20 protein-coding genes are annotated in these 20,357 nt (G+C 64.7%); 9 read left to right on the forward strand and 11 right to left on the reverse strand.

From position 1 onward, the window contains the following. Window positions 1-200: 200 nt before the first annotated feature. Window positions 201-1,655 (reverse strand): S10 family peptidase, encoded by a 1,455-nt coding sequence (locus GJ654_RS19415; protein ID WP_155447836.1) that lies wholly within the window; start codon window positions 1,653-1,655, stop codon window positions 201-203. 168 nt (window positions 1,656-1,823) lie between these two features. Here GJ654_RS19415 and GJ654_RS19420 point away from each other — a divergent pair, with 168 nt between their 5' ends. Both GJ654_RS19420 and GJ654_RS19425 read left to right on the forward strand, forming a co-directional pair. Continuing rightward, window positions 1,824-3,566 (forward strand): methyl-accepting chemotaxis protein, encoded by a 1,743-nt coding sequence (locus tag GJ654_RS19420; RefSeq protein WP_155447837.1) that lies wholly within the window; start codon window positions 1,824-1,826, stop codon window positions 3,564-3,566. 184 nt (window positions 3,567-3,750) lie between these two features. Then, window positions 3,751-5,067: a chloride channel protein gene (locus GJ654_RS19425; protein ID WP_155447838.1), complete on the forward strand. Its 1,317-nt coding sequence runs from the start codon at window positions 3,751-3,753 to the stop codon at window positions 5,065-5,067. A 350-nt stretch (window positions 5,068-5,417) separates the two neighbouring features. On the opposite strand, the gene GJ654_RS19430 is transcribed toward GJ654_RS19425, so the two are convergent. Further along, window positions 5,418-5,690: a hypothetical protein gene (locus GJ654_RS19430; RefSeq protein WP_155447839.1), complete on the reverse strand. Its 273-nt coding sequence runs from the start codon at window positions 5,688-5,690 to the stop codon at window positions 5,418-5,420. A gap of 127 nt (window positions 5,691-5,817) precedes the next feature. Continuing rightward, window positions 5,818-6,327, reverse strand: a complete 510-nt coding sequence (locus GJ654_RS19435) for a winged helix-turn-helix transcriptional regulator (RefSeq protein WP_196305628.1) — start codon at window positions 6,325-6,327, stop codon at window positions 5,818-5,820. A 398-nt stretch (window positions 6,328-6,725) separates the two neighbouring features. Between GJ654_RS19435 and GJ654_RS19440 the strand changes: the two genes are divergently transcribed. After that, window positions 6,726-7,055, forward strand: coding sequence for an HdeA/HdeB family chaperone (locus GJ654_RS19440; protein WP_196305629.1), 330 nt, complete (start codon window positions 6,726-6,728; stop codon window positions 7,053-7,055). Between the two features lie 115 nt (window positions 7,056-7,170). Beyond that, complete coding sequence (locus GJ654_RS19445; protein ID WP_155447842.1) at window positions 7,171-8,430, forward strand: cation:proton antiporter; 1,260 nt, start codon at window positions 7,171-7,173, stop codon at window positions 8,428-8,430. Here GJ654_RS19445 and GJ654_RS19450 read toward each other — a convergent pair whose 3' ends face one another. From GJ654_RS19450 to GJ654_RS19460, 3 genes are all read right to left on the reverse strand, one after another. Beyond that, the gene (locus GJ654_RS19450; RefSeq protein WP_155447843.1) at window positions 8,431-9,120 is read right to left on the reverse strand and encodes an FABP family protein; all 690 of its coding nucleotides are present in this window, start codon (window positions 9,118-9,120) and stop codon (window positions 8,431-8,433) included. It lies immediately after the preceding gene. Window positions 9,121-9,426: 306 nt separating this feature from the next. Beyond that, window positions 9,427-10,905 (reverse strand): Do family serine endopeptidase, encoded by a 1,479-nt coding sequence (locus tag GJ654_RS19455; RefSeq protein WP_155447844.1) that lies wholly within the window; start codon window positions 10,903-10,905, stop codon window positions 9,427-9,429. Between the two features lie 220 nt (window positions 10,906-11,125). Further along, a complete protein-coding gene (locus GJ654_RS19460) occupies window positions 11,126-11,389 on the reverse strand; it encodes a hypothetical protein (RefSeq protein ID WP_155447845.1) in 264 nt (87 codons plus the stop codon). A 196-nt stretch (window positions 11,390-11,585) separates the two neighbouring features. On the opposite strand from GJ654_RS19460, the gene GJ654_RS19465 reads away from it, so the two are divergent. The 3 genes from GJ654_RS19465 (at window position 11,586) to GJ654_RS19475 (ending at window position 14,114) form a co-directional block, all read left to right on the forward strand. After that, the gene (locus GJ654_RS19465) at window positions 11,586-12,134 is read left to right on the forward strand and encodes a hypothetical protein (protein WP_155447846.1); all 549 of its coding nucleotides are present in this window, start codon (window positions 11,586-11,588) and stop codon (window positions 12,132-12,134) included. Between the two features lie 276 nt (window positions 12,135-12,410). Next, complete coding sequence (locus GJ654_RS19470; protein ID WP_246664830.1) at window positions 12,411-13,469, forward strand: AI-2E family transporter; 1,059 nt, start codon at window positions 12,411-12,413, stop codon at window positions 13,467-13,469. Window positions 13,470-13,604: 135 nt separating this feature from the next. Continuing rightward, window positions 13,605-14,114 (forward strand): DUF1269 domain-containing protein, encoded by a 510-nt coding sequence (locus GJ654_RS19475; RefSeq protein WP_155447848.1) that lies wholly within the window; start codon window positions 13,605-13,607, stop codon window positions 14,112-14,114. Between the two features lie 46 nt (window positions 14,115-14,160). On the opposite strand, the gene GJ654_RS19480 is transcribed toward GJ654_RS19475, so the two are convergent. From GJ654_RS19480 to GJ654_RS19490, 3 genes are all read right to left on the reverse strand, one after another. After that, entirely contained in the window at window positions 14,161-15,345 is a 1,185-nt protein-coding gene (locus tag GJ654_RS19480) for a patatin-like phospholipase family protein (protein WP_246664829.1), read from the reverse strand. A gap of 93 nt (window positions 15,346-15,438) precedes the next feature. Next, window positions 15,439-15,684 carry a hypothetical protein gene (locus GJ654_RS19485; RefSeq protein WP_155447850.1) on the reverse strand — a complete coding sequence of 82 codons (246 nt, stop codon included), beginning with the start codon at window positions 15,682-15,684 and terminating at the stop codon, window positions 15,439-15,441. A gap of 35 nt (window positions 15,685-15,719) precedes the next feature. Then, entirely contained in the window at window positions 15,720-16,187 is a 468-nt protein-coding gene (locus GJ654_RS19490; RefSeq protein ID WP_155447851.1) for a Spy/CpxP family protein refolding chaperone, read from the reverse strand. A 327-nt stretch (window positions 16,188-16,514) separates the two neighbouring features. Between GJ654_RS19490 and GJ654_RS19495 the strand changes: the two genes are divergently transcribed. Further along, window positions 16,515-16,973, forward strand: coding sequence for a BLUF domain-containing protein (locus GJ654_RS19495; RefSeq protein WP_155447852.1), 459 nt, complete (start codon window positions 16,515-16,517; stop codon window positions 16,971-16,973). Here GJ654_RS19495 and GJ654_RS19500 read toward each other — a convergent pair whose 3' ends face one another. Next, complete coding sequence (locus tag GJ654_RS19500; protein ID WP_155447853.1) at window positions 16,974-17,747, reverse strand: SDR family oxidoreductase; 774 nt, start codon at window positions 17,745-17,747, stop codon at window positions 16,974-16,976. Between the two features lie 153 nt (window positions 17,748-17,900). Between GJ654_RS19500 and rnd the strand changes: the two genes are divergently transcribed. After that, complete coding sequence (rnd, locus tag GJ654_RS19505) at window positions 17,901-19,061, forward strand: ribonuclease D (RefSeq protein ID WP_155447854.1); 1,161 nt, start codon at window positions 17,901-17,903, stop codon at window positions 19,059-19,061. A gap of 253 nt (window positions 19,062-19,314) precedes the next feature. On the opposite strand, the gene GJ654_RS19510 is transcribed toward rnd, so the two are convergent. Continuing rightward, complete coding sequence (locus tag GJ654_RS19510) at window positions 19,315-20,322, reverse strand: zinc-dependent alcohol dehydrogenase family protein (RefSeq protein ID WP_155447855.1); 1,008 nt, start codon at window positions 20,320-20,322, stop codon at window positions 19,315-19,317. Window positions 20,323-20,357 lie beyond the last annotated feature (35 nt).

The raw sequence follows: 20,357 nt of genomic DNA on the forward strand, positions 1-20,357 counted from the left end.
GCGCATCGCAACACGCTACGAACAAACGCCCAGAGCCTTCATGTCCATGCTCGCCCTTGTCAGCGCGTTCATTTGGACAAAATGAATGTCAACGCGCTCTAGAGCTTTTTCACGTTTCATGGAAACATGAAAAAGCTCTAGATTCTTGTTTTGACGCATTTTCTTCACGCGAACCGGCATCCACTTCGCTTGAAAATGCTCTAATTCCCCTCGATCATCTTTCGCGCCGCATCCCGAAACGCGGCGCGCGAAAACTCCTCGGCGTAGAACATGTGGCCTCCGGGAAGCGCGATGAAGCCAATTCGGTCCGGCGCGCCCACGGCAAGACTCTGGTCGAGCAGCAGGCGCGTGGCGAAATAGGGGGTGACGAGGTCGCTCAGGCCATGCGCGACCAGAATTTTGACGCGGGGGTCCAGGGCCATAACGTGGCGCAGATCGGACAGGGATTCTTGCGACCGCCGCCCCTGCCCCCAGTCCCAGCCGTGCGAGACCCGGTCGTTGAGGATTTCGTAGCTCACGTCGCCGACCGGCCGTTTGAGCTTTTCGGCCGTCAGCCGGCTCATGGCCTGGGCCAGCGGCGCGCGCAGAGCGTCGAGCACGGGGTCGGCGACATCGGCGTAATGGACCGAGGGATTGAGGCCGCGCACGGCGCCGTCGTAGGCGCTGGCGATGGTGCGGCCGGTGGGGTCGGTCTCGCGCGCCCAGTCGTGCGTCCCGACGCGACCGCCGAGCCGGCGCAATGTTTCAGCCGGCAGTCCGGTCAGGGTGGAAAGGCGGCCAACCACCCGGCCGAGCGCGGCCTCGTCGTTCGGCCCGCGCAGCAGGTCGGTGATGTAATCGCCGCGCGCGAAACTTTCGGCGTCGGCGAGCGCGGCGCGATTTTTCGCCCCCGTGCGGCTGGCGACCAGCGACGGCAGGCGGGCGGCGTCGACCAGCGGGTTGTTGCGCCCCTCGATCCAGGCGAAATCGAGCACGGGCGAGACCAGGATCAGGCCGTCGACGCCGACATTTTTCGATTCTTGCAGGGCGCGGGCGATTTTCGGCGCGCGAAAACCGCCATAGCTTTCGCCGAGCAGATATTTGGCGCAGGTCTCGCGATGCTCGCGCTCGCTCCAGCGCCGGATCACGGCGGCGAGCATGTCGATGTCGCCGTCCACGGACAGAAAATGTTTTTTGGCGGATTCATTGGCCGGCAGGCGCGAAAATCCGGTTCCCGGCGGGTCGATGAAGACGAGGTCGGTGAAGTCGAGCCAGCTTTCCTGGTTGTCGACCAGGCGCGGCGGCGTGGACGGAACGGCGCCGGCGAGCGGCAGCCGCCAGGGCCCGACCGCGCCCAGGTCGAGCCAGGCCGATCCCGCGCCGGGTCCGCCGTTGAAGGCGAAGACGACGCGGCAAGTCGCCGCATCCCGCGTGAAGGCGAGGGTAGCGACGTCAGCCAGCGTTTCGCCCGATTGCGCGTCCTTGACGGGCACGGTGGAGGCCGTCGCCTTGAAGGCGATTTTTCGATCGCCGATGGCGATGCTGTGTTCGGTGACCGAAGGCGTGGGCGGGCCGGCGTTTTCCGCACGGGCGACGTTCAGGCCAAGCAGCAGCGGCAGCAGGAGGAACGCCAGAAGGACTTCGCCGCCCCGCGGCCGTCTGCAAATCCGCGTCATGTCTGCGCTCCCGCCTGCGAAAAAAAGCCACTCTACGACCGTAACGCCCTCATTTTCAATTTCTTAAGAGGTTACAACTTATTCAGGTGAACGGCAGCCCATGAGCTTTGATTCACCTGAGCTTGACGACGATGCAGTCGCCCCGGTTGCCGCGACCCCTAAGCAGCCATGACAGCCGCGACCGGTCTCAACACGTTGAAGAGCCCCGGGATCGCCATGTTCGCAGCCATCGCCAATTTCCGCATCTTCACCAAGATTTCGCTGGGCGTCGCCTGCGTGCTCGTGCTGCTCGCCGCCGCTTCGACCTGGACCTATGTTTCGACGTCGCGACTCGACGTTTTGTTTTCCGACTATCGCGGCAAGGCGGCGCTGATGACGCTCGCCGACAAGCTGCTCCTCGACATGAACGCCTATGGCTTCGTCGCCCAGAGCTATGCGCGCACGGGCGACGAGGCCTTTTTGGACAAGGCGTCGGAAATCGGCGGCGCGATCAACGACGAGATCGCCGGATTGCGAAAAGCGCTGGGCGGGTCGGAGCGCCTGCCGCTGCTCGACCGCGCCGACGAGAAGAACCAGGAGTTGGCGCAGGAGCTGTCCCACGTCTTCGAGGCGCGCGCCGGGGCCGCCGAGGACGCGGGCGCGGCGCGTCAGGCGATCGAGGCGCTGGCCGCCAAGATCGCGCGGCAAAGCGCCGAACTGGACGCCGACGCCGCCGCGCTGGCCGGAGGCTTGCGCGCCGACCAGGCCGCGATCACCGAGAGCGCCGCCGCGCTGATCCGCGCCACGCTGCGCAACATTCTGCTCGCCCTGAGCCTGGGCGTCGTCGCCGGCCTGGCGATCGCCTTTGGCGTGGGACGCACCATTTCCAAGCCGATCATCGCCATGACCTCGGTGATGAACCTGCTCTCCACGGGCAAGACGGTCTCTCCCATTCCCTATGCCGAGCGCACCGACGAGGTCGGCCAGATGGCGCGCGCCGTCGCCGTGTTCGAGCGCAATCTCGAAGAGAACGCCATCCTGCGCGAACAAAATCTCGCTCGCGAGGCGCAGGCGCGCGACGCCCAGCGCGCCCAGGCGATCTCGCTCAGCGACCATTTCGAACGCACCGTCGGAGGCGTCATCGCCGGCATCGGCGCGGCGGCGCAGCAACTGCGCAGCTCGGTCGAGGCGCTGTCGCAAAGCACCGAGGAGAGCGCCGAGCAGGCGAGCTCCGTCACCTCCGCGACCCAGGCCGCGGCCGCCAAGGTGCATGCGATGGCCGCGGCGGCGGAGCAATTGAGCGCGTCGATCGCCGACATTTCCCATCAGTTCGGCCAGACCCAGAGCGCCTCGTCCGCCGCCGCGCGGGAAGCCGAGCAAAGCAAGGCGCAAATCGAGTCGATGAGCGCCGTGGCCGACGAAATCGGCGGCATCACCCGTCTCATCAGCGCCATCGCCGAACAGACCAACATGCTGGCGCTGAACGCCACCATCGAGGCGGCGCGCGCCGGCGAGGCCGGACGCGGGTTCGCGGTGGTGGCGCAGGAGGTCAAGGCCCTGGCGGCGCAGACGGGACAGGCGACGGAATCCATCGGCGCCCGAATGACCGCCGTGCAGCAGGCGAGCCAGACCGCCGCGCGCTCGATCGGCGCCATAGCCGAGACCACCGAAACCGCGCAGAACCTCGCGGCGAGCATCGCCCAGGTGGTGGAGCAGCAAAACGCCGCGACGCGGGAAATCGCCGCCAATGCGACCGAGACGTCCACGGATGTGGGGGCCATCGCCGCCCGCATCGCCAGCGTCGAGCAGGCCACGGCGACATCGCGGGACGCCTGCGGGCAATTGCTGACGGCGGCGAGCGCGCTGTCGACGCAGGCCGAGCAGTTGCGCGAGGAAATGCGCTCGGTGCTGTCGCACCTGCGCGCCGCATGACGGAAATGTTTGAGCCTGCGCCCCCGGGCTGAGGCTGACGTGACCGGCGTCGAGACGCACGGCGACGCCCCTCGCCGGCCTCGCTTGCCCAAAATGAGCGCGCGCCCCCTTGCCGCCGGCCGGGCGCCAGTCAACACTGGATAAATCCGTGTCGAAGCGGTCGACGCGCTTGCCCTGGACTGCGATGGAACAACGCCGTGGCACTCTTCTGTCGATCGTGCTCGCGAGCCTGCTGACGGGCCTGGCGGTCGGCGTGCTGGGCAGTCTGTTCCGCGCGGTTCTGGAATTCGCCAACCAATGGCGCGGCGTCTTGATCAAGATGGCGCACGCGACCCCGCTCCAGGGTTTTGTCGCGACGGCCGCGGCCGTGGTCGCGGCGGTCGTGATCGCGCGCTGGCTTGTCGTGCGTTTCGCGCCCATCGCGGCCGGAAGCGGGGTGCAGCATGTCGAGGCGGTGATGCGCGGCGAAGCCAAACCCGCCGGCATGGCCGTCGTTCCCGTAAAATTCTTCGGCGGCCTGCTCGCGATCGGCGCAGGCCTGCCGCTCGGGCGCGAAGGACCGACGGTGCAGATGGGCTCCGCCATCGGCACGCTGGTCGCCACCCGGATCGTCGGCGACAGGGAAAGTCGCCCGGCGCTCGCCGCCGCCGGGGCGGGCGCCGGTTTGGCGGTGGCGTTCAACGCCCCGGTCGCCGGCGCCGTCTTCGTGTTCGAGGAACTCACGCGCGCCTTCACGGAGCGACAAATGCTGGCCGCCCTGGCCGCAGCGGCGGTCGCGGTGGCGATCACGCGCTTTGCGCTGGGGGACGCCCAGATGTTTCTGGCCGGCGCGCCTGTCGATCAGCCGCTGGCCGAGCTTGCGTTCCATTTCGCGCTCGGCGCGGCCTTCGGTCTGCTGGGCGCCTTCTACTCCCTTTTGACGACGGCGTTCCTGGACGGGCTCGAACGTCTCCGGATGATCCCCTCCGTGGTGCGGGCCGGCGCGATCGGGCTCGTGGTCGCCGCCGCCGGATGGTTCGAGCCCGATCTGATCGGCGGCGGCGAGGCCCTGGCGCAGTCCATTTTGTTGGCGCCGCCCACGGTCGACGCGCTGCTGCTGATTCTGGCCGTGCGCCTGGCGCTGGGGCCGCTCGCCTATGCCGCCGGCGTTCCGGGCGGGCTGTTCGCGCCGCTGCTGGCGATCGGCGCGGCCTTCGGCGCGCTGGCGGCCGCGGTCGCGGGACCGATCTGGCCGGGCGGCGCGCCCTCGGCGCTGATCTGCGGCGTGGTCGGAATGGCGGCCATGTTCTCGGCCGTTGTCCGCGCGCCGCTGACCGGGATCGTCATGACTTTGGAAATGACGGGACGCCCCGACTGCGCGCTGCCGATGCTGACGGCCTGCATGGCGGCGACGCTGTTCGCCAGCCTGGCCGGCGCCCGACCCGTTTACGATGTGCTGCGGGAGCGCATGTTGGCGCAACAGCGCCGGACGCCTCGGCCCTCGGCGCGGCCGGAAACGTAGCGGCGGGGCGATATGCGTCTGCTCAGGCGAGGCGAAGTATAAGTGAACCGCATCGGTGCGAGAGGGACGAACCCCTCATACAATTTCCGAACGATCAGTTCGGAAATCGTATTCCACTCGCGCGGACATCCGCGCTTCGCCTGGAGGATTTCCGCGCGATTTCGTTTTCGCGGATCGCGAAGCGATCTTGCGGAAACCGTATCATCCGGCGCTGACGCGCCACCTTCTCCCGCCGCAGGGCGTTCGTCAGAACGCCCGTCTAAAGACGGGCGATGGGGAGAAGGGAGGCGCCCGAGACACGGGACAATATTCCAGCGGATAAGGGGAAGCGTTTATTTCGCCGCGTCGCCTTATTGAGGGAAATGTTCGCTGCGCAACTGCGTCTTGCGGTTCGGCTGGAATTCGGCGCGGCAGGCCGGCGACAGTTGCGACATTCTGCTTTCCAGGCAGGCCTCGATCAACTGGACGTTGGGGATTTCGGGGCCGCAATAATTCATCGCGTCGTCTTGGCAGGCCGACCGCTGCTCGGGCGTTCCCTGAGCAAGAACGATCTGGGGCGACGCGACGGCGGCGAACGTCAACATGGCCAAGCCCGTCCAGCGCGCAAGTTTCGTTCTGTTCATCGTGATTCCCTTTTCGCCTGCATGAGTGTTCCAGCTTTGCAGAGGCCCGCCTCATTGAGAAGATTGCGGGCGCCCATTTTGAGCGCCTTCCGGGATCGGAGGGCTGCCCCAATAAGCCGCAAAGCGTTCAGCGGGCCGAGCATTTGCGCGGCGCCGCATCTTCCGGGCGCCTCACCAGCCTTTCCAGGGTCGCGTGCAACCTGGCGAGTCTGGAGACCGCGCGTTCGTCGAGCTGCAAAAGGTCCTTTCGCGGCGATGAGACCCCTTCATTGATGACGATGGTCCAGGATTGGTCGCCGTTGCAGCTGATCCAGTTTTTCTGTTCGAGACGCTTGAGCTTGCGGCGAACCGTCTCGCGCGGAATGCCGCAGACGTCGGCGAGCCGCGAAGCGGTGATGCCCGCAGGCTGGCCTTCCTCGGGCTTCGCGGCTTTCAGGCGCTCGGAGATGGACACCTGACCGATGACGCACAGGATGAGCACCTGTTGAAGATCGCCGTCAAATTCCCGCGAAAGGTCCGCGAGATGTTCCGAAAGAAACTGGTTATACGCGTATTGGAAAACAGGATAATTGTCGGCGTCCGTAAAGTCGTCTTCGATCTCGGAGGCCCGGGTCCGAGGCCGATGGTAATCCATCATAGATCGCCCCCCTTTGCGCCCTGGACCGCCTTGCTGAAAAGCCGCCAAGGGCGTGGCTGTCATCGTTCCTGCAAAAAAAGCAAGTGAACCCAAGCGCTACTCTTTGAATCCAAAGCGCCTTCAGAGACTCAAAGCTTTCCTTGCGTCACAGATGCGCCCCTGTCCTTTTTCGCATGATTGCGACGAACTGCATAGTCAAAGGCCGGTCCTCAATGACGAGGCGACGAAATCCAGCGCATCAATGCGGGAGCGCCCCGGCGCCAAGATCGCGCTCAAGAATGGCGTTGACCCCAAGATGGGCGCGTCCCCCTGCTCAGAATGGGCGCGCGCCCCTTGACCTGCGCGCGCCGATCAGCACTCTTTGAAGCTTGGCGATGCAACAGAAGAGAGGCTTGGCAATGACCCGCATTTTCCTCGTGGCCGCCGTCGCGCTGCTGCCGATCTCCGCCCATGCGGATACGAAGAAGGGGCTGGCGCATTGGACCTGCGAAGATTTCACCGGATCGGAGGACGTCTTCAAACCCAAGCTCGTGTACTGGGCGACGGGCGCCGCCAAAGCCGGCAAGCCCAAGATGACCACGATCGACATCGTCGAGACCGAAAAGATCGTGCCGATCATCATCGAAACCTGCCAGAAGGACCCGAAGGCGTCCTTCTTCCAGACGCTCAAGTCCGAATGGCGAAAGCTCGAAAAGGGTGTCGAGAAGCTCGAACGCAAAGCCCTCTGACGCAAGCCGTTTCGCGCGCCACGAAAGGACCGGTTCCGGCGGCGCCTCCGGGATCGCCGTCGTGAGGATGGGCGAGTGACGGCGCGGACACCATGAGCACAGGCGGTCGAGCATCTTGCCGAACGATTTTCAAAACATCCTGCTCATTTCCTGCATCGCGGTTCTGGCGCCCCTGATCAGCCGGGCGCCCGGACTGGCGAATGTCCCGGTCGTCGCCATTGAATTGGGCATGGGCGTGCTGGTCGGCCCCAGCGTGGCCGGCCTTGTCACCAGCGACGGCATCATCGATTTCCTCAGCCGGCTGGGGCTCGCCTTCCTGTTCTTCCAGGCCGGCTTCGAATTCAGGCTGAAGACCGTCGGCGCCGATGCGCTGCGCCTCGGCCTGATCGCGTGGTCGACGTCGCTCGCCCTGGCGGCGGTCATCGTCACGCTGTTGTATCTGGTCGGATTTGTGAACGCGCCGGTGCTGATCGCCATCGCGCTGTCGACCACCGCCTTCGGCATCCTGCTGCCCGTGCTGCGACAGACCACGGCCGGGAGCGACGATCTGAAGCGCTATGTCCTGGGCGCCGCGGCCGTGGGCGAAATCGGCCCGCTGCTGCTGGCCTCGGTGGCGCTGGCGAAGGATCATCGCCTCGACCAGCTCCTCATCACCCTGCTGTTCCTGGCCCTGTCCATCGGCTGCGTCTTTCTCGTCGCGCGTTTCCGCTCGGAGCAGACGTCATCCCTGATCCTGCGCCGGCTCGCCGATGACGAAATCCTGCCCGTGCGGGCCTCGCTCGTCCTGTTGCTCGGGTTTGTCTATCTCGCCAATCGTTTCGGCATCGAGATCGTCATCGGCGCCTATGCGGCGGGACTGGCGGTCGCCATGCTCGTCCACGGAACGGAAGCGGAAGTTCTGGAAGAGCGCCTGACCATGATCGGATCGGGCTTTTTCGTGCCCGTTTTCTTCATCGCCAGCGGCGCCGAACTCGATCTGTCGACGCTGGCGTCCAACCCGTGGAGCATCGTGCGCCTCGCCGTGTTCTGCCTTCTGTTCCTGTTCATTCGCGCGGCCCCGCTGCAACTCTACAGGCAAGCGCTCGACAAGCGGGATATGCCGGCCTTGGCGCTGCTCACCTCGGTCACGCTGCCGCTGGTGGTCGCCATCATCTATCTCGGCGTGCGCAAGGGGCAGATCTCCACCGAGAACGCGGCGGCCCTCGTCGGCGCGGCCGTCATCACCGTCACGGTCTTCCCCGCCCTCGCCCTGTCGATCTGCGCGGCCAAGCAGCAGTCCCGCCCGCCCGGACGCGTCGAGATTTTTGTGATGCGCTGCTCCGAATGGGGTTTGAAGCGATTCGAAGCCGTTTTCGGAGCCGTGCGGCGGAAGTGATCAGGCGAGGACGCTTTCCTTGATCGCGTTGTTCGCCAGTCTTTTCTTTTCCGCGTCGGCCTTGAGCGCCGCCCGGTTCGGTTTCGCCTTGCCGACGCGCTTGAGACGGTTGTGGTCGCGATGCTCGAACAGCGCCTCCTGCCCGAGAACCTTTAGAAACGTCGTCTGGTCGTAGGACCACGAGCCGTCGTCGTGTTTGGTGATGTCGATGCGAAACTCCTCGGTGCGGAAGGCGTGTTCGAGGAACGGGTTCGAGCAGATGCCGTTCACCGTTTCGCCGCGCTTGGCGACCAGTTGAAAAGTCTTGGCGTCCGGCTTCGCCTTGCCGATGGCGATGGCGGTCTGTCCGCGCGGGATCGACAGGGTCAGGATCACGGTTTCAGTGGCCGGCTCCCACAGCCAATAGCCGTTCTGATCGTGAAACACCCCGTTCTCGCCGCGCTTGATGACCTGCTGGTGATAGCGCAGGCCGTAGAACAGCTGCGGGCCATTGGATTGCGGGTCGGTGGGCTGCAATTCGATCCGGTCGCTGAAAATGCTCTTGTCCGGGCCGTCCGCCTTGGGGGCGATGTCCTCGCCGCCATAGGCGCGCCACACGCCCGCCATGCCGCTCAGCGGCCCGAGATTGTCGAGCGTGTAGGGATCGATGTCGTCGTTCTCGGAAAAAATGTCTTTGGGAAATGTGCTCATGGCGCCCGCTCGCTCCAACTTTCCAGCTTAAGCTAACAAAGTCGGAAAGCCGCAACAACCGGGGTTCGGCGGGCTTGTGATACGGTTTCCGCAAGATCGCTTCGCGATCCGCGAAAACGAAATCGCACGGAAATCCTCCAGGCGAAGGGCGGATGTCCGCGCGAGTGGAATACGATTTCCGAACTGATCGTTCGGAAATCGTATGAGCCGCCGCGTCGCGTTCCACGCCAAGCGGGGCGCGCCCGAAAAAAAAAAATCGGCAGGCTGGGCCTGCCGATCACGCATGATTGCAAGGACGGGTTTCGATCAGGAAACCGCGCTGGTCGCGATCGCGAGGAAGCGCGTGTTGTCGCCCGACTGCACGCGCAGCAGAACGGCCTTCTGACCCTCCTGCCTGGCGTTGCTCAAGGCGGCGACCACATCGGCCGGCGTGGCGACAGGCTTGCCCGAAGCCTCCAGGATCACATCGCCGGCGCGCAGACCCTTTTCGGCGGCGACGCCATTGGGATCGAGATCGGCGACGACCACGCCGGTCTTGCCCGCGCCGGGCACGTTCGCAGCGGGGGCGAGCTCGACGCCGAGCGCCGACAGCGCCGCATGTTCGCTCTTCGGCGGCACGGACGCGCGCGCTTCCTTTTCGCCGGGAAGCTCTCCGAGTTTCACGTCGGCCTTCTTCTCCGCGCCGCCGCGAAGATAGGTCAGCTTCACCTCCTTGCCCGGCCCGTAGGCGGCGATCTTGCGGGCGAGTTCGCGCGGGTCGTCGACATTCTGGCCGTCGACCGCGACGATGACGTCGCCCGACTTGATGCCTGCGTCGGCGGCGGGGCCGGACTTGGCTTCGGCGACCAGCGCGCCCTTCGGCGTCTTCAGGCCGAGGCTGTCGGCGATGTCCTGGCTCACCGGCTGGATCTGCACGCCGATGAAGCCGCGCGCCACAACGCCCTTCTCCTTCAGCGACGCGACCACGTCCTTGGCGACCTGCGCGGGAATGGCGAAACCGATGCCGACCGAACCGCCCGAGGGCGAGAAGATCGCCGTGTTGACGCCGACCACTTCGCCGCTGGCGTCGAAGGTCGGGCCGCCGGAATTGCCGCGATTCACGGGCGCGTCGATTTGCAGGAAATCGTCATAGGGGCCGGCGCCGATGTCACGCCCCCGCGCGGAAACGATGCCGGCGGTCACCGTGCCGCCCAGGCCGAACGGATTGCCGACCGCGACCACCCAGTCGCCGACGCGCGGCGGCTTGTCGCCGAACTGGACGAAGGCGTAGTCGCCGGCTTCCTTGATCTTCAGCAGCGCGAGATCGGTCTTCTTGTCCTTGCCGACGATTTTCGCGCCGACCGTCTTGCCGCTGTCGAGAACGAGTTCGACGTCGCCGGCCGCGTTTTCAACGACATGGTTGTTGGTGACGACGTAGCCGTCTCTCGAGATGATGAAGCCGGAGCCTTGCGCCATGCCGCCTTCGGCCTTGGGACGGCGCCCCTGGTCGCCGAAACGGCGGAAGAATTTTTCCATGGGGTCGCCTTCGCCGAACTGCGGAAGGGCGTTGCGATCCTCTTCAGCGGCGGCGGCGGAGATTTTGACGCGCACCGAAACCACGGCGCCCTTCACGCGATCGACGAGCGGCGCGAAGGACGTCGCGCCGACGGTTTGAAGGGCCGCTTCGGCGTGGACGACGGTGGCCGCGGGGTAAACGGCGGCGCCAAGCGCGAGCGCGGCGACCGCGCCGAGCAGGACCGCGCGCGAGCCGGAACGACGAAAAGTACGATTCTGCAAAGGTGTCATCTCAGGTTCTCCTGTTGGAGCAACCAGCGGCGCTCCCGGAAACCCTCAGATGGGATGGGCGCATTACCTTTGCATGATGCGCAGATTAAGCTTTCGTCATGGCGCGGTTGGCGACAGCGGAGGCTTTGATTCCATGAGAAAGACGCGCGGACGGCGCGCGCCACGCCGCCGCAGGGCGTGGCGTCTTGCTCGCCTGTTCAAGACCGGGGTCGGCCGAAGGTCAGTAATTCACCGTGCTGCCGTCGTTCCGGACCACGTCGTTTTCGTTCAGATATTTGAGGGTGGGATCGAGCACGCAGGACGTGACCGCGGGATCCTTCCAGGGCGAAGTCCCGCCCGACGCCGGATCGAAGCCCGAGCGTGCGGCGACGAGATCGCGCGCCGCCGCCTCGGACGGCGCGGCCGCCCAGACCTTTTCCTGCTCCTTCGAATATTTCCAGGAGGGATGATCGGAATCGATCGGCTCCAGACGATAGACGCTCATGCGCGGGCTCCTTCAAGGCGGGCGTTCCCATCATGAGCGACTTCGGACGAGATTTTCAACAGGCGCAAGAGCGCGGACGCTCAAAATGAGCAGCCGACCCGGACCGCTCTCCCGTGTGACAATCCTTGAACTTGCCAATGCCGGCGGACCGGATGATAGTGACGCGCACTTGCAAACCAAACCACGAGAAGAAGCGATGTTCGAGGACTCGGGCGTCAGCCCATCCACCGCCCACAAGTCCGGCTTCGGCGCCGTCATTTTCCGGGAAGCGCCCTATCTTCTCGTTACGGCCATGGCCCTGTTCGGCGTGGCCTACACCAGCCTCACAGCAACGCCGATCACCTATTACTGGATCACGCTGGCGCCTCTGATCGGCATCATCTGCGTGGTCTCGCGCTGGCGCGTCGCCACGAGCAAACAGGAACGCCTTGAGCTCATCTGGCGGCAGGTCCTGCATTGGCTGGCTGTTCTCGCCACCATCGAATTGCTGTTCGTCGGCGACGTCAGCCGCATGGCGGATACGGATGCGACCTCCATGGCCGTTCTGGCGGTGCTCGCCCTGGGCACGTTCATCGCCGGCGTGCACACCTCATCCTGGCGCATCTCTCTGGTCGGCGTGTTTCTCGGGCTCGCCATTCCCGCGATCTCCTGGCTGGAACAGTCCGTGCTGCTGATCGTCCTGGGCATCGCCGTCATTGTGGCGATCGTCGCGCCCATCATGCTTCGCGAGAAGCGCGCCACCTGAGATTGCGCGCGGGCGTCTTGAATTCGCGCCGACGAGAACGGCGGCCGGCGACTCTCCTCGGGGTGACGAACCCGCCAACCGATCCGTGCGGCTGACGGGGAAGGACGTTCAAGCCGTTCGCGTCGCGTTCGGCGCCTGATGCGATTGCCGAACGATCCGTTCGGAAACGTGTTCCACTCGCGCGGACATCCGCCCTTCGCCTGGAGGATTTCCGCGCGATTTCGTTTTCGCAGGTCGCGAAGCGATCTTGCTGAAACCGTATGACAGGTCGTGACGATGAAGCCCGCGCATCCCGCTCTCTTCTGGATTGTCGCCGTCGCCGCAATCACATGCACGGTCGCCCTTCTCCGCGAGGCGCTGCTGCCTTTCTTCGCCGGCCTGATCCTGGCCTATCTGGTTCTGCCCCTGGTGGCGCGGCTTGAGCGCATGGGCGTCTCGCGTTCTGTCTCGTCGCTCGCCCTGATCCTTCTGTTCGGAGCCATCATTGTTGCCGTGATCATATTGGCGACGCCGATCGTCTTGAGCGAATTGACCTATCTCGTGGAGAAGCTCCCCGGATATTTCGAATCGTTCAAGACCATCGCGAGCAAGGGCGATCATGTCTGGCTGAGCAAGATGCTCGGCGAGGGCTTCGCCAACGCCCAGCGGTCCGTGAACCAGCTGGTGCAACTGGCCGGAGAGTCCTTCGGAGATTTCCTGACCTCGCTGTGGTCGGGCGGTCGCGCGGCTTTTCAAGTGTTTTCGCTTGCGGTGGTGAGCCCCGTCATCGCCTTCTATCTCGTGCGCGACTGGCGCGAGATCGTGCGGGTCATTCAAGAATGGGCGCCGGCGGAGCATCGCCAGGTCTTTTTGACTCTCGCCGTCGAAATCGACCGGACCATCAGCGGCTTCATCCAGGGGCAGGCGCTTCTCTGCCTCGCGCTGGCTTTATATTATGCCGCCGCACTCTCCCTGATCGGACTGAATCACGCCATCCTCATCGGGGTCTTTGCCGGCCTGATCAGCTTCGTGCCCTATCTTGGCTCGGTGGCCGGGATCTTCATGGCGACCTGCGTCGCCATTGCGCAATTCTGGCCGAGTCTCACCCCGATCATCGCGGCGCCCGCCATTTTCATCGTCGGGCAGACGATCGGCGATTACGTGCTGTCTCCGTATCTGATCGGGCAGCGAATCCATCTCAGCCCGGTCTGGGTGCTGTTCGCGCTTTTTGCGTTCGGCTATTTGTTCGGTTTCCTGGGTTTGCTCGTCGCGACGCCGCTCGCCGCCGCGATCGGCGTCGTCGTGCGGTTCGCCGCGAACGCCTATTTCAAGACTGCGCCGGACGCTCCGCCGTGAGCGGCGGTCGCGAACGGCGCATTCGCCCTGCCCTGGAAGAGCGCGGGCGCCCGAATTGAGCAGCATGACGCTTCCACAGGGGCCCACGCCTGTGCTGAGTTGAAGTCCGCCTTCGACGGGCGAATGGAGAACATCATGAGCGATCTGGTTGCCATTGTTTATCCCAGCGAGGCGCAGGCCGAGGCCATGCGCAGCAAGCTGCTGGAATTGCAGCAGGAATATCTGATCGAATTGACCGATGCGGTCGTGGTCGAAAAGACCGCCGACGGCAAGGTCAAGCTGCATCAACTCTTCAACACCACCGCCGCCGGCGCCGCGTCGGGCAGTTTTTGGGGATTGGTGATCGGGATTCTGTTCTTCATGCCGGTGGTCGGCGTCGCTCTCGGCGCGGCGACCGGCGCGCTGAGCGGCGCCTTGAGCGATTTCGGCATCAACGACAAATTCATGAAGGACCTCGCCGACGGCATGCAGCCCGGCAATGCGGCGCTGTTCGTCCTGATCAAGAAAATGACGGCCGACAAGGTTTTGGACGCGGTGAAGGGCACCGGCGGAACCGTCCTGAAAACCTCGCTCGATCATACCAGGGAGCAGGCGCTGCGCGAGGCCCTGGCCGCGGCGCCGCCCTCGGAGACCGCGCCCGCTTGAGGTTTTTTTGGCCACGGCCGCCCGACAGGTCTTGCCGGCGGGCGGCTCAGTCTCGCGCGCTGGCGTCGAGGCCGGGCGGCGTGTGGCGCCACGGAAAGCCATGCGCCGCCTTGTCGAAGCCGTAGGCATAGAGCGCGCGCATATAGGCCTGATCGAAATCTTCCTTGTGCGGCGCCTGAAAATCCGAATCGATATAGGCGAGATTGAAACCGACGTTGGCGATTTTGGTCAGCGTGTACATCCGGTAGAGGTCGCCCTGCCCGTTGTAATTGATCAGCGTGCTCACCGCCTTCTGCGCGATGGGCAGGGTCCGCCGGTCCACGTCGCTGTAGGCCACGGTCAGGCGGGAATTGCGGATGACATAGGCCGTGGCGCCTTTTCTCTTGTAGCCCGACTCGCGCCGCGCCTCGCGAAGGCTGACGCCGGGCGGCAGCAGAAACGCCTGGCTGACCGCGCCGCCATCGACGTGAAGCTCCTGATGCGGCTGGCCGTCCGTCTCGACATCGAACAGGACCGGGGGAAAGGCGGCCGGGATCGAGGCGGAGGCCAGCAGGATGCGCCGGATCAGGGTGAGCGCGTCGGGATGGCCGCTTTCGGCGATGGCGCCGATATTCCAGCGCACGGCGACCCCGGCGTCGAGGTCGGTGGTCTGGATGAACAGCAGGCGCCCCTTGCGATATTCGGCGGCGATCTTCGCCATCAGGGCCGCGTCGACGTGGCGCGAAATGGTTTGATAGAGCGGCGCGGTGTCGGCCAGCGCGTCATCCGTGAGCGCGGCGGTGACGATGAAACGCGGCGCGTAAATGTTTTCCGGCGTCGAATTGGTGTAGACGTCCTTCAGCACGGAATCGTAGTCGCGGCCGAGGAAGGCGAAGGGCGCGATCAGCGCCCCGGTGCTGACTCCCGTGACCATCTTGAACTCAGGGCGATCGCCATGGGCGGTCCAGCCGGCGAGCAGGCCTGCGCCATAGGCGCCGTCATCGCCGCCGCCTGACAAGGCGAGGAAATGCGCGGGGGGCAGGACCGACCCTTTCGGCAATCCCAGATGTTTGCCTTCGCGGACCAGCGCCTTTTCCAGTTCCTGCTCCATCACCTCCGGCTGATCGGAGAAGGAGCGGGCGTCGGCTATGCCCGGAATCGCGGCGTGCGATGTGCCGTGCATAGCCGCGAGCCTGGGACGGTCGCTCGGCGAACAGCCGGACACGGCGACGCCGAGGGCCAGCGCCGCCATGGGCCAAAAGCTTCCTCTGTGTCGTCGACGCATTCAGTTTTCCAAATCCTGCTGGCGCCGCAAGCGAATTTGCGCGGCGTTGCGCGCAAGAATTCACCAGTTCTGATCCAGATCCGCGCCGACCTGGACGTCGGCCGGGGCCTCGACGGCCCGGACGTAATTTTCGCCATAGCCTTCGGGAACGACATTTCCGTCGTCGAGCCAGTCGTCACTGGTCATGACGTTGGCGGGCAGTTGAATCTTGCCGTGGCGCGGCGGCGGCGTCTGAGCGTTGGCCGCAGCGATTGCCGCGAGAGCGCAAAGACCGGCTGCGCTGACTGCGAGAAAACGCTTGCGCATTCTCATCCCCTTTTCTGTCTGGAGCGCGAGCGCGTTCACTTTTGCGCGGTTTGCGCGACGAAGCTGCGCAGAAGCAGGGTGAAACGGTGTTTTTGGGCGGCGTCGAGGTTTTCGAACAGCGGCGCGGTCGCTTCAGCGACCTTCTGCAAGTCCTCGCCGCGGGCGATGAGGTTTTTTGCGCCGAGTTTCATCGCCTGGACGACTTCGTCCTTCTCCGCGAATTCCGCCGCCCGCTCGCGAAAAGCGGCGCGCCGCGCGGCGCGGGCGCTCGCCACCTCGCGCAAAACCTTGTCCAGGCTTTCCCAGTGCTTTTCCTGCGCCGGAGTCAATTTCAACCCGGCCTTGAGGGCGGCGATCCGCGCGTCCGTCAAAGCCGCGCGATCCTCCTCCGCCAGTTGCGCCGAGGCCGCGGCGTGTTGCGCGACGGCCGGGCCGACCAGGGGAAGGGCCAAGGGAAGAGCCAAGCCGGCCGCCACCGCGCAAACAAGAGAATGTCTGTTCATTGAACCCCTCTGGGTTTTTACCGATCATGCGGAGGCCGCAATTCGGCGTCGAAAATGCATTCATTTGCCCTGTTCCACAAGCCTTGCCGCCGTTTCGAGCGGCGCGAACGGCGGCCTGCGTCGAAAAAGCGCTTCAGAACAAGCGACTGGAACCAGGCGCCGGGCGCTGCTTTTTTTCGTCCAGACCGCAACGGCGGACGAAGCGGGCTGGGGATGTCGCGGCTTCGGCGATTCCGCACAAGCGGCGATGGCGCCCCGGGGGGGACCGCTGCGTAGAAATTCTCATTGCCTCGCTTGCAACCATTACTTACGACTGCTGGATATCGCATGAATTTGGAATCGTCCGTGTCTCCCGCGCCTGAAAACTTCGGCGACCTCGTCCAGATCATTTACAGCAGCCGCAGCCTTCTCGGCGGAGCCGGCCTTTCGGCGGGCATTTCGGATATCCTGAGAATCTCCTGCCACAACAACGCGCGCGACGACATCACCGGCGCGCTGTTCTTCAACGGGCGCGTCTTCGCGCAGGCGCTGGAGGGGCCGCAGCTCGCGGTCTCCAACCTTTATGCCAATCTTCTCAAGGACAAACGGCACACCGATGTCTGCCTGCTGCAACACGAATACATAACGAAACGCTGTTTCGAGGGCTGGGCCATGGCCTATGTCGAGGGCGAGGACGGACGCGGGTTCACCATAACCCCGGGCTTTCTCCACGACGTCCTGCATCCCTCCCAGAGCGGCGCCGGGCCGGTGCTCCAGTTGATGAAATATGTGATGGCGGAGCGGTGACTATTCGCCGTCGCGTCCCGCCTCCATCATCGTGTTGAACTGAATGAAAAATTCGTCGTAGCCGCCGCGCAGCTCCGCCTCGCGCAGCGGCAGCACGCGCTCGACCAGGATTTCCGGCGCGTCGGGGTTGCGCTCCAGCAGGTCGAGCGTCTCGGCGAGATAGTCCTCGAGCGGCATGGCCCTGGGGTCGTTGGCCTGGCGCTCGCCGGTGAGCCCGGTGCGCACGTAGGGCGGCGCGATCTCATGGACCTTTACCGACGTGTTCCGAACCTGCCAGCGCAGCGACTGGGTCCAGGAATGCAGCGCCGCCTTGGTCGCGCAATAGGTTGGAGTCGTCGTCAGCGGCAGGAAGGCCAGCCCCGAGGTGACGTTGAGCACGGCGGCATCTGGCTGGGCGGCGAGCTGCGGCAGCAACGCCAGGGTCAGCCTGATGGGTCCCAAAAGGTTGGTGGTGACGATCGCCTCGGCTTTCGCGACGCTGGCGGGGTCGCGCAGGTTTTCGGTCTGCATCATGCCGGCGTTGTTGACGAGCACGTTGAGGTCCGGGAGCTTTTGGGTCGCCTGTTCGACGAGTTGGGCGATGGAGGCTTCGTCGGCCACATCGACGGTGAGGATCTGCATGCCCGGATTTTTCGCCGCGACCGCCTCCAGCCTTTCCCGGTTGCGGCCGGCGATCAACACGCGGTTGCCTCTTGCGCAAAAGGCTTCGGCTAGCCCCTGCCCGATCCCTGAGCCCCCGCCGGTGACGAGAATGGCGTTTCCGGACATTTTCATCGCGCTCTCCTGTCGCAAAGGCGCTTCATTTACGTCCAACGCCAGCGAAAGGTCCATCGGCCGCCGCAAACGCGTGAGCTATTCGTCAAATTGCTTATGTCTTGCGGCTTTCGAGACTGGCGGCGACGGTTGCGCTGGATTAAGAAGGGCTTCATGAGCCTTGTGAGCGATTCTGGCGAACTGGCGGGCTTGTGCCGCGAATTCGCGCAATTTGACTTCGTGACCGTCGATACGGAGTTCCTCCGCGAGACGACGTTCTGGCCGAAAGTCTGTGTCATTCAGATGGCCTGCGAAAGCAGGGCCGTCGCCATCGACGCGCTGGCCGAAGGCCTTGATCTCACTCCCTTCTTCGAGCTGATGGCCGATGAGAAGGTCGTGAAGGTTTTTCACGCGGCGCGGCAGGATCTGGAAATCGTCTGGAATTTGGCGAAACTCATTCCCGCGCCGCTGTTCGACACGCAGGTCGCGGCGATGGTGTGCGGCTATGGCGACCAGATCGCCTATGGCGAACTGGCGCAAAGCCTGTGCAAGGTGACGCTCGACAAAAGTTCGCGCTTCACCGACTGGTCGCGGCGCCCGCTGTCGGACGCGCAGATCGATTACGCCATCGCCGACGTCACCCATCTGCGCGACATCTATCAGGCGCTGAAAGCAAAGCTGGAGAAGACCGGGCGGCTGCACTGGCTCACCGACGAAATGGCGGCGCTGACGAACAGGGATTCTTACGAGATGCGGCCCGACCGCGCCTGGGAGCGCTACGCCCATCGCGCGCGCAAACCCCGCGACCTCGCCGTGCTCATGGAGCTCGCGGCATGGCGCGAACAGGAGGCGCAGACCCGCGACGTCCCGCGCTCGCGCGTGCTCAAGGACGACATTTTGATGGAAATCGCGCTCGCCGCGCCGCGCACGTTGGAGGCGCTCGGCAATCTGCGCGCCTTTCCGCGCGGCATGGAGCGATCGCGCTCGGGTGCGGAGATTATCGCGGCGATCGAGCGCGGGCTCGAACGCGACCCCAAAACCCTGCCGAAGATCGAGCGCGAGCGGCGCAGCAATGGCGCGGGCGCCACGGTGGAGCTTTTGAAGGTGCTGTTGCGGCAGGTGGCCGAGGCGCAGGGCGTGGCGGCCAAGATGATCGCGACGACCGACGAGCTCGAAGCGCTCGCCAATGACGACACGGCGGATATTGGCGCGCTCAGGGGCTGGCGGCGCGAGCTGTTTGGCGAGAAGGCGCTGCAACTCAAGCACGGCAAGCTGGCGCTGACCGTCGAGAACAATCGCGTGGTGACGCTGGAATATCACGAGGGCGAAGTTTAGAGCATTTTCAAGCGAAGTGGATGCCGGTTCGCGTGAAGAAAATGCGTTAAAACAAGAGCTTAGAGCTTTTTCATGTTTCCATGAAACGTGAAAAAGCTCTAGGCGGCGTGGACCGCCCTCGTGGTTCGAGACGGAGGCTGCGCCTCCTCCTCACCATGATGGCTAATGTCATATACAGAACGCCCTCATGGTGAGGAGGCGCTGAAAGCGCCGTCTCGAACCATGGCCATCGATACGCGATGCGCTTTCGCGCTCATATCTCCAGGCCAATTTTTCCGAAATGCCGGTTGCTTTCCTGATGGTGGAAGGCGGCGACGATGTCTTCCAACGGAAAAATTCTGTCGATCACCGGTTTCAGGCCGGTGGCGTCGATGGCGCGGATCATGTCCTTCTGCTGGCGCCGGCTGCCGACCAGCACCGCTTTCAATTGCTGCTGGCGCAACAGCGCGTTGACCAGCGGGAAATCGCCGGCGAGGCCGGTCAAAATGCCGATCACCGAGATGTGGCCATGGACGCGCGCCGCGATCATGCTTTGCGCCAGCGTCGCCGGGCCGCCCACCTCGATGACGTGATCGACGCCGCGGCCGTCGGTGAGGGTTCGCACCGTCTCGCCCCACTCCGGCGTTGACCGATAGTTGATCAGGTGGTCGGCGCCCAAGGCCTTCAGTTTTTCCAGCTTTTCGTCGCTGGACGAGGTCGCGATTACCGTCGCGCCCGCCTGCTTGGCGAATTGCAGGGCGAAGATCGACACGCCGCCCGTGCCCTGAACCAGCACGGTTTCGCCAGCCTTGATGTGGCCTTCGTCGTGCAGCGCGCGCCAGGCGGTGAGGCCGGCGGTGGTGAGCGTGGCGCTTTCCACCGCGCTCCACCCTTTGGGCGCGTGCGTAAAACCGTTGGCGGGGGCGGTGACGAGTTCTCTCGCGTAACCGTCGATGCCGTCGCCGGGCGTGGTGGCGAAGCCAACCACATCCGGCTCGCCGTCGAGCCAGGTGGGGAAGAAGGTGCTCACGACGTGGTCGCCGGGCTTGAACTCGGTGACGCCCGGACCGACCGCCAAAACCTCGCCGGCGCCGTCGGCCATGGGAATGCGCGGCTCCGTCGGCCCCCACATGCCGCTGACCACGGCGTAATCGTGATAGTTCAGCGAGGAGCCGAGCAGCCGCACCTGGATTTCGCCGCACGAAGGCGCGGGCGCCTCGCGCGTCGTCAACGTCACTTTGTCAAAACCGCCGCCCGGCTGCACCACGATCGCCTTGGACATTCACGTCTCCCTGTGTTGGCGAGAATTTGACGGCA

The organism is Rhodoblastus acidophilus, from assembly GCF_009720655.1.
Lineage (GTDB): Bacteria > Pseudomonadota > Alphaproteobacteria > Rhizobiales > Beijerinckiaceae > Rhodoblastus > Rhodoblastus acidophilus_A.